We start from the raw sequence: 8,476 nt of genomic DNA on the forward strand, positions 1-8,476 counted from the left end.
CCCTTTTCCCCGTTCACGGGGAGCAGGTGCCCCGAAGGGGCGGATGAGGGGCGGCGCCAGCTTCTGCAAGGTTGGGCGCTGCCCCTCATCTGCCTGCCGGCATCTTCTCCCCGTGAACGGGGAGAAGGACGCAGTTTGCTTACGCAGCTCCAAACCATCGGAGGGCAGCGATGAATCAATCTCTTGTTCGCACTTTCGGTATGCGGACGATCCTCGTTCTTGTCTTCGCTTTCCTCTACATCCCGATCGCCGTGCTGGTGGCGCTGTCCTTCAACGAAGGCGGGCTGCCCACGGCATGGTCGGGCCTTTCGCTGAAATGGTATGTCTCACTGGCCTCGAACAGCGCCATCCTCTCCGCCGCCCTCAACACACTGATCGTGGCCTTGGTCTCGACCGCGATCGCCACCCTGCTCGGAACGTTGCTGGCGATCGGCGTCGAGATGCGCCGCCAATACGGCAAGGGCCTCGAAGCGTTGATCTTCGCGCCGATGATCATTCCCGACATCGTGCTGGCCATCGCGCTGCTCTCGTTCTTCTCCATGCTCAATCTGACCATGGGCCTGCATACCATCATTCTCGCCCATGTCGTCTTCAACCTCGCCTTCGTCTGCTCGGTGGTGCGCGCGCGGCTGAAGAGTTTCGATTGGTCGATCGTCGAGGCCTCCGCTGACCTCGGCGCGTCGGCCGTCACCCCCTTCAGGCGGGTGACATTGCCGGTCATCGCGCCGGCGGGGAGCGCCGGCGCGCTGCTTGCCTTCACGCTCTCGGTCGACGAATTCATCATCGCCTTCTTCACCGCAGGCGCGGGGCGCGCCTCGACCACGCTGCCGATGCAGATCTACGCCATGATCCGCTTCGGCATCACGCCGGAGATCAACGCGCTGGCGACCATCGTCATGGCGGTCTCGATCACCGCGCTGACCCTGTCGCAGCGGCTCAATCGAGGGATGACAGGCCAATGAGCGAACCGCGCACGCTACTGGCCATCGACAAGGTGTCCAAGAATTTCGGCCGGGTGACGGCTGTCGACGGCGTCTCGCTCGATATCCGCGAGAACGAGTTCTTCGCCTTGCTCGGCCCGTCCGGCTGCGGCAAGACCACGCTGCTGCGCATGCTGGCCGGTTTCGAGACACCCAATGACGGACGCATCCTGCTCGACGGCCGCGACATCGCCAGGACCCCGCCCAACAAGCGGCCGGTCAATCTGATGTTCCAGTCCTACGCGCTGTTTCCGCATATGAGCGTCCGCGCCAATGTCTCCTACGGCCTCGAAATGGAGCGTTTGCCAGCTAAGGAAATCCGCTCGCGCGTCGACGCCATCCTGGCGACCACCGAACTCGTGCCCTTCGCCGACCGCAAGCCGGAGCAATTGTCGGGCGGCCAGAAGCAGCGCGTGGCGCTCGCCCGCGCGCTGGTCAAGCGGCCCCGACTGCTGCTGCTCGACGAACCGCTCGGCGCCCTCGACAAGAAATTGCGCGGCGCCATGCAATTGGAACTGAAGCGCCTGCAGCACGAGGTCGGTATCACCTTCGTCATCGTCACCCATGACCAGGAGGAATCGCTTGTCATGGCCGACCGCATGGCGGTGCTCAGGGATGGCAAGCTGCTGCAATGCGACACGCCGCACGCAATCTACGAACATCCCGCTGATCGTTTCGTCGCCGATTTCATCGGCGTGATGAATTTCGTGCCGGGCAGGGTGTCAGCCGATGGCGTGCTGGCGACAAACGGCATGAGCATTGCCGGCAAGGTTCCCGCCACACTTTCGCCCGGGGCATCCGCTGTCGCGTCGGTGCGGCCCGAGCGCATCCGGCTTTTCCCATCGGCCGAGACCGCCAACCGCACCACCGGCACGGTCGAAGCGTTGGCCTATCAGGGCCTCGACCTGCAGCTGCATGTCCGCACGCCCCTGTCGCCAAAACCGTTCCTGGTGCGCGTCACCGCCGATGCCGCCGACCGCCGGCCGGTCTCGTCGGGCGACCAGGTCGAACTGGGCTGGGACCCCGCCGATGTCAGAATTTTCGCAGAATAGAGGAGTAGCTTGATGGCGCAGAAGACGATCGCGTTTTTTCCCGAAGCGGCCTACGGCCCGGCGCTGAATTCCGTCGGCATCGCCCAGGCGGTCGAGGCGCGCGGCCACAAGGCGGTGTTCCTGTCCGATCCCGGCTTCGTTGATGTCTACAAGGGCTACGGCTTCGAGGCGCATCCGGTAAACCTGTCCGAGCCGATGCCGCCCGAGCAGATGGCGAAGTTCTGGGAGGATTTCATCAATGGCCACATCCCGAACTTCCGCAAATCGCCCTACGACCAGGTCGACAATTACGTCAAGGATTGCTGGGCGGCGATCGTCGACAGCGCCAAATGGGCGCAGAAGGATCTGCCGCGCGTCCTGGCCGGCATCGAACCTGACGTGATCTGCGTCGATAACGTCATCCTGTTCCCGGCGATCAAGCAGTACGGCAAGCCGTGGGTGCGCGTCATCTCCTGCTCGGAAAACGAGATCGAGGACGAGGACATCCCGCCGCATCTGTCAGGCTGCGGCGAGAACGATCATGCCGGACACCAGCGCTATCGCGATCATTTCAACGCGGTGATCAAGCCGATCCATGACGACTTCAACACCTTCCTCACCGCCAATAACGAGGCGCCCTATCCGATCGGCCAATTCTTCGAAGCCTCGCCCTATTTGAATCTGCTGCTTTATCCCGAGGCGGCAAAATTCAAGCGCCGCCATCCGCTCGACCCGGCAAGGTTCCAGTATCTCGAAGGCTGCGTGCGGCAGGAGAAGCCCTACGCGGTGCCGACCTTCGCGAAAAACAATGACGGGCCGCTACTCTACGTCTCCTTCGGCAGTCTCGGCGCCGGCGATGTCGACCTGCTGAAGCGCATTATCGCGACGCTGGACAAGACGCGCTACCGGGCACTGGTCAATGTCGGCGGCTACAAGGACCAGTATACGGACGTGCCCGGCAACGTCATCGTCGAAAGCTGGTTCCCGCAGCCTTCGGTCATCCCGCAGGTCGATGCTGTCATTCACCACGGCGGCAACAACTCGTTCACCGAGTGCCTCTATTTCGGCAAGCCGGCCATCATCATGCCCTATGTCTGGGACGGCCACGACAACGCCACCCGCGTCGAGGAGACCGGCCATGGCTTCGGCATGCCGCGCTACGATTGGACCGATGCCGGGCTGATCACGAAGATCGAGGCCTGTCTGACCGATCCGAAGATGAAGGCCAAGCTGGCAAAGACGTCGGCACAGATGCAGGGGCAGAATGGGCCGGAAAAGGCGGCTGGGTCGTTGGAGGGATTGCTGTGAGCGATATGTCGAGCCTGAGCACCCCCCTCTGGCCTGCCGGCCATCTCCCCCGCAAGGAGGGAGATTGGCAGCTTCGCCACAGGGTCTCACTCTGCAATCCTGGTGATTGGCGAAAGCCGAAACGACATCTGATCTCCCCCCTTGCGGGGGAGATGGCCGGCAGGCCAGAGGGGGGTGTCCTGGCGCAACATGTTATTAGGCATCGCGCCACCGGAGCATCCACATGACCTCCTCCGCCCCACACCTCCATCAGGCCACCACCCGCACCGACCTCGTCGACTGGGGCGCCCAGCCGGATGCGCTGGACGGCGCTTCGCACTCCACCGGCAAGTTGCTTCACAAAGGGCCGAACAACCAGCCGGAATCCGGCATATGGGTCTGCACGCCGGGCCGCTGGCGGCTCTCGATCCCGCGCGACGAGTTGTGCCATTTCGTTGCCGGCCGTGCGACCTACCGATCGGATGTCGGCGAAGTGGTAGAGGTCACCACCGGGACCGTGGTCATGTTCCCTGCTGGCTGGACAGGCGAATGCACCGTGCATGAGACCATGCGCAACGTCTATATGCTGGCCTGATCCACGGAGTTGAAGACATGCCGACACCGCACTGGCCGAAGGCCTCGAGCGTGGAACTGGAGGATTGGGGCGCGGGCAGCAATACGCTTGCCGGCGCGCCGCGCGCCTCGGGCAGGATCCTGTCGCAAAACCCGGACGGATCGAGTGAATGCGGCCTGTGGTCGTGCACGCCGGGCACGCGCAAGGTCACCTTTGGCGCTGACGAATTCTGCCACTTCCTCTCAGGGCACGGCAGCTACGTCCATGACGACGGCGAACGGATTGCTGTCGAGGCCGGCACGCTGGTGTTCTTTCCCGCCGGGTGGACCGGCATCTCCATCATCACGCAAACGCTGACCAAGGCCTTCATGTGCCGGTGAGCTTCAAGGAAATCGATATGACAACGCCGATCATGAAATCCCCCCTCGCCATGTCAGACCTCGTCGACTGGGGTGTCATCCCGACGATGATCGAGGGCGAATCCCGCACCTCGGGCAAGTTGCTGCACAAGGGGCCGGAAGGCCGCTCCGAATGCGGGCTTTGGGTCTGCACGCCAGGCAAATGGCACTGCCACGTCACCCGCGATGAGTTCTGCCACTTCCTCGAAGGCCGCTGCACCTATGTCCATGAATCCGGCGAAGTCATCGAGATCGAGCCGGACACGGCGGCCTTCTTCCCGCAGGACTGGAAAGGCGTCTGCACCGTCCATGAGACCATCAAGAAGGTCTATATGATCCGCTGAGCGGATCTGAGAGGGATGCCCATGGATTTCTCCCCTGACCGGCCGGTTTTCTTCGTCAATCCGGACTACCGGCCGATGACCGGCGTGAACAAACCGGTGATCGATCCGGCGACGCTCGAAACCGTCGGCACTATCTCGGCCGCCACAGACGGTGAGATCGATGCCGTGCTCACCGCCGCAACCAATGCGCAGGCCGCATGGAAAAAGCTCGACGCCAAGAGCCGCGCCAAGCGCCTGCATGCCGTCGCCAACGCCATCGAAGCGGCGGACTTCACGCGCTGCGCCGAGCTGATGGTGCGCGAGATGGGCAAGCCCTATCCCGAAGCGATCGGCGAAATCGCCAATTGCGCGCCGATCTTCCGCTACTATGCCGAGATGGCGCGTGACGATGCCGGCAAGATCGCCGGCACGACGCAGGCCGGGTCGTTCCAGTATGCGCGCTACGAGCCCTATGGCGTGTCGGTCCACATCATGCCCTACAACTTCCCGATCCTCTTGATGTGCTGGACCGTCGCGGCATCGCTTGCATCAGGCAATGCCTGCATCATCAAGCCGGCCGAGGCGACGACGCTATCGACGCTGGACTACATGACCGTGTTCCGCTCGCTGCCGGAAGGGCTGGTCTCCTGCCTGCCTGGCGGAGCGGCCACGGCGCAGGCGCTGATCGCTTCCGACCGCACCCACGCGGTTGCCTTCACCGGTTCGGTCGCCGCCGGCAAGGCGGTTGCCGTGGCCTGTGCCGAACGCATGAAACCATGCGTCATCGAGGCCGGCGGCAGCGATCCGCTGATTATCAGCCAGCACGCCCCGCTCGACGTGGCGGCGGCCGGCAGCGTCACCGCCGCCTTCCATCTCACCGGCCAGGTCTGCACCTCGGCCGAGCGCTTCTTCGTGGTCGATTCGGTTCATGATCGTTTCGTCGAGCTGTTCGCCGAAAAGACGCGTGCCCTGCGTATCGGCAATGGCTTGGACAAGACCGAGATCGGCCCGATGGTCAGCGAAGCCGCGCGGGCCAAGGTTATGCGCCTCGTTGACGATGCCATCCACAGCGGCGCCAAGGTGGTGACCGGCGGGCGCATCCCGCCGGCGCACAACACCGGCTGGTTCTACGAACCGACGATCCTGACGGGCGTCACCCCAGACATGGCCATCGTGCGCGAGGAGTGCTTCGGCCCGGTCGCCGCCATCTGCCGGGTGAAAAATTTCGACGAGGCGATCCGGCTTGCCAATGACAGCCCGTTTGGGCTCGGCGCCTCCGTCTTCACCACCGATCTGGCGGAGGCGCATGAGGCAGCCGAGCGGCTGGAGGCCGGCATGGTCTGGGTCAACAACCCGCTGATCGACAATGACGCCCTGCCCTTCGGCGGTTGGAAGGCCTCGGGCCTCGGCCGCGAGCTTGGCCGCCAGGGGCTGGATGCCTTCCGCCGCTCCAAAATGGTGATCATCGACCACAAACCGGCGATCCAGGAATGGTGGTATCCCTATCCCGACAGCTGGTTCCGCGCGACCGGCGGCCGCAAGCACGTATGAGTGTCTCGAAACTCGCTATCTTGGGATAGATAGCCCGATCATGACCGGGAAAAGCAATGCCGCCGGGCGAGACCGGCGGCATCTTTGACTGCCTACTGCTGTTTCGGCTGCAAGTCGCTACGGTGTCGTTTCCGCTTCAATCTGGGCCGCCGTCTGGTCGATCTTGCCGGCAAGGACGCCCTGGGCCCAGGCGGTGACCTCGGCATCGACGGGCTTGTTGGCCATGTCCGTCAGCGCCGCGTCGAGCGAGGCGTCATCGGTGCCCTCCGTTGCCGCGGCAGCCGCCTCATTGGCGGCGGTCACCTCTGCCTCCTGGGCGGTGATTTCGGCCTGCAGATCCGCTATCTTCCCCGGCAAGGCCGCCTGATCTTCGGGCGTCATGGCCGCAATCTGATCGGCCGTCAGCGACGTCAAGGCGTTCAACTGCGAATTCAGCGCATCCAGCTTATCCTGGGCCGCCTCGGCGGCGGCCTCGGCTACCTTGGCTTTCGCGGACTGCGTCACGAAAGCCTGAATGGCAGCGAACTTCTTGCTCTTGGAGTTCATGTAGGCGTTGATGTTGCGCTGCAGCGAGTTCAGCCGGCCAAGCTTGGCGTGGATGTTCTTCTCCTTCGGCACGGCCGAGACCTTTGTGGTCGTGTCGACCGTGGTGTCGTCCGCCTTGGCCACCTGCCCCCGAGCCGACGCGGACTTGCCGTGCGAAGTGCTGCTCTTGCCGCCACCGTTGCCATTGCCGCCACCGTTCCCGCCGGCATTGCCACCGCCGCTACCGTGCCCGTTGCCACCGCCGTGCCCGTTGCCGGCCATTGCCGGAGACGCCAGAAGCGCCAATGCGGCAAGCGCCGCGAACAGAGTTTTTCGGTTTGTCATGGTAACCTCCTCGGGGAATCGCCACCCTTCGCCCAACCGCTAGGCGACCGTCGTATGAGGAATTCCTAATTGTACAGAGTAAACTTTAGACAAATGCGGTCTCAATACGCGATCTGACAACCGTCAAGACTCGTAACCGTTTGATATTATAGGAAAATCGACGCTCGCGGACCGCCGTGGCACTGAAGTCCCATGCCGGTCAGACCATAGTCCTAGCTGCTGACCGGCGGCACGGAGAAAGTCGTGGAGCAGTGTATCGGAAAGGCGTTGAAATAGAGGAAAACAAAGGACGTTGATGACCGAAACATAGTCTCAGCCGATGCTCTCGCCGCCATCGATCACCAGCGCCTGACCGGTCATGAAGGAGGAGCGGTCGGAGACGAGGAACAGGATCGCCTCGGCGATCTCTTCAGCGCTGGCCCAGCGCCCCATCGGGATCTTGCTGCGGACATAGGTTTCGATCGCCTCGCGCCCGCCCATCTGGGCGATGAACGGTTCGTTGAACGGCGTATCGACCCAGCCCGGGCAGAGCGCGTTGACGCGGACATTGTGCCGGGCATAGTCGAGCGACATCTGCCTGGTCATCGCCACCACCGCATGTTTGGAGGTGGCGTAGGCGATCATCTCGCGGTCGTAGAACACGCCCGAATTGGAGGCTGTGTTGAGGATAACGCCGCCGCCTCGTGCGACCATCGATGGCATGACCATCCTGGCCGCCAGGAACTGCGCCCGCACATTGACCCGCCACGAGGCATCCATGCCTTCGGTCTCGACTTCGGTCAGCGTGCCGCCGACCTGTATACCGGCATGATTGTGCAGGATGTCGATGCGCCCATGCCTGTCGAGCGTGCTGGCAATGAGTTGCTCGACCGCCGCGTCCTCCGCGACATCGGTCGCGATCGCCTCGGCCTGCCCGCCCACTGCCCGGATGTCCGAAGCCGTTGCTTCGCCAGCGACCTGGTCCCTGTCGGCGATGACGACCACCGCGCCCTCCCTGGCCATGATCATGGCGCCGGCGCGCCCGATGCCGGAGCCGGCGCCTGTCACCACCGCGATGCGGTCTTTGAGGATCATGATGCGGCTTTCAGTTCGATGGTTTGCGCTGGCGCAGCTGCCATTGGGCAAGCACCACAATCAGCACGGAGGCGACGAGCACGATCGTCGCGATGGCATTGATTTCAGGCGTCACCCCACGCCGGATCGACGCAAAGACATAGATCGGCAGCGTCGTCTGCGCACCGGCGACGAAGAAGGCGACGATGAAATCGTCGAAGGAGAACGTGAAGGCGAGCAGGAAGCCGGCGACCACCGCCGGCATGATCTGCGGAAACACGATGCTGCGGAACGTCGTCAGCGGCGTGGCGTAGAGATCGCTCGACGCCTCGACCAGATTGCGGTCGAGGCTGCCGAGACGCGTGCCGACGATCATCGTCACCAGCGCCATCGAGAACAGCCCGTGCGC

General features: G+C 63.5%; 10 protein-coding genes. 7 read left to right on the forward strand and 3 right to left on the reverse strand.

Going from position 1 to position 8,476, the window contains the following annotated elements:
• The first annotated feature begins 170 nt into the window (after nucleotides 1-170).
• From NKJ06_RS33005 to NKJ06_RS33035, 7 genes are all read left to right on the forward strand, one after another.
• Nucleotides 171-962, forward strand: coding sequence for an ABC transporter permease (locus NKJ06_RS33005; RefSeq protein ID WP_352812102.1), 792 nt, complete (start codon nucleotides 171-173; stop codon nucleotides 960-962).
• On the forward strand, nucleotides 959-2,032 hold the full coding sequence (locus tag NKJ06_RS33010) for an ABC transporter ATP-binding protein (RefSeq protein ID WP_352630953.1): 1,074 nt from the start codon (nucleotides 959-961) through the stop codon (nucleotides 2,030-2,032). The genes NKJ06_RS33005 and NKJ06_RS33010 overlap by 4 nt, the downstream gene beginning before the upstream one ends.
• Nucleotides 2,033-2,044: 12 nt before the next feature.
• Nucleotides 2,045-3,319: a glycosyltransferase gene (locus NKJ06_RS33015; RefSeq protein WP_352630951.1), complete on the forward strand. Its 1,275-nt coding sequence runs from the start codon at nucleotides 2,045-2,047 to the stop codon at nucleotides 3,317-3,319.
• Nucleotides 3,320-3,542: 223 nt separating this feature from the next.
• The gene (locus NKJ06_RS33020) at nucleotides 3,543-3,893 is read left to right on the forward strand and encodes a cupin domain-containing protein (protein ID WP_352630949.1); all 351 of its coding nucleotides are present in this window, start codon (nucleotides 3,543-3,545) and stop codon (nucleotides 3,891-3,893) included.
• Nucleotides 3,894-3,910: 17 nt separating this feature from the next.
• Complete coding sequence (locus NKJ06_RS33025) at nucleotides 3,911-4,252, forward strand: cupin domain-containing protein (protein ID WP_352630946.1); 342 nt, start codon at nucleotides 3,911-3,913, stop codon at nucleotides 4,250-4,252.
• Between the two features lie 17 nt (nucleotides 4,253-4,269).
• On the forward strand, nucleotides 4,270-4,614 hold the full coding sequence (locus NKJ06_RS33030) for a cupin domain-containing protein (protein WP_352630944.1): 345 nt from the start codon (nucleotides 4,270-4,272) through the stop codon (nucleotides 4,612-4,614).
• A gap of 21 nt (nucleotides 4,615-4,635) precedes the next feature.
• A complete protein-coding gene (locus NKJ06_RS33035; protein ID WP_352630942.1) occupies nucleotides 4,636-6,144 on the forward strand; it encodes an aldehyde dehydrogenase family protein in 1,509 nt (502 codons plus the stop codon).
• 117 nt (nucleotides 6,145-6,261) lie between these two features.
• Here the strand turns inward: NKJ06_RS33035 and NKJ06_RS33040 are convergent, their stop codons facing one another.
• The 3 genes from NKJ06_RS33040 to NKJ06_RS33050 all read right to left on the reverse strand — a co-directional run.
• Nucleotides 6,262-7,014 (reverse strand): hypothetical protein, encoded by a 753-nt coding sequence (locus tag NKJ06_RS33040; RefSeq protein ID WP_352630940.1) that lies wholly within the window; start codon nucleotides 7,012-7,014, stop codon nucleotides 6,262-6,264.
• Between the two features lie 312 nt (nucleotides 7,015-7,326).
• A complete protein-coding gene (locus NKJ06_RS33045) occupies nucleotides 7,327-8,088 on the reverse strand; it encodes an SDR family NAD(P)-dependent oxidoreductase (protein ID WP_352630937.1) in 762 nt (253 codons plus the stop codon).
• A gap of 10 nt (nucleotides 8,089-8,098) precedes the next feature.
• On the reverse strand, nucleotides 8,099-8,476 hold a 378-nt coding region (locus NKJ06_RS33050; RefSeq protein WP_352812104.1), incomplete at its 5' end, for an ABC transporter permease.

This window comes from Mesorhizobium sp. M0293 (genome assembly GCF_040321735.1).
Taxonomy (GTDB): Bacteria; Pseudomonadota; Alphaproteobacteria; order Rhizobiales; family Rhizobiaceae; genus Mesorhizobium.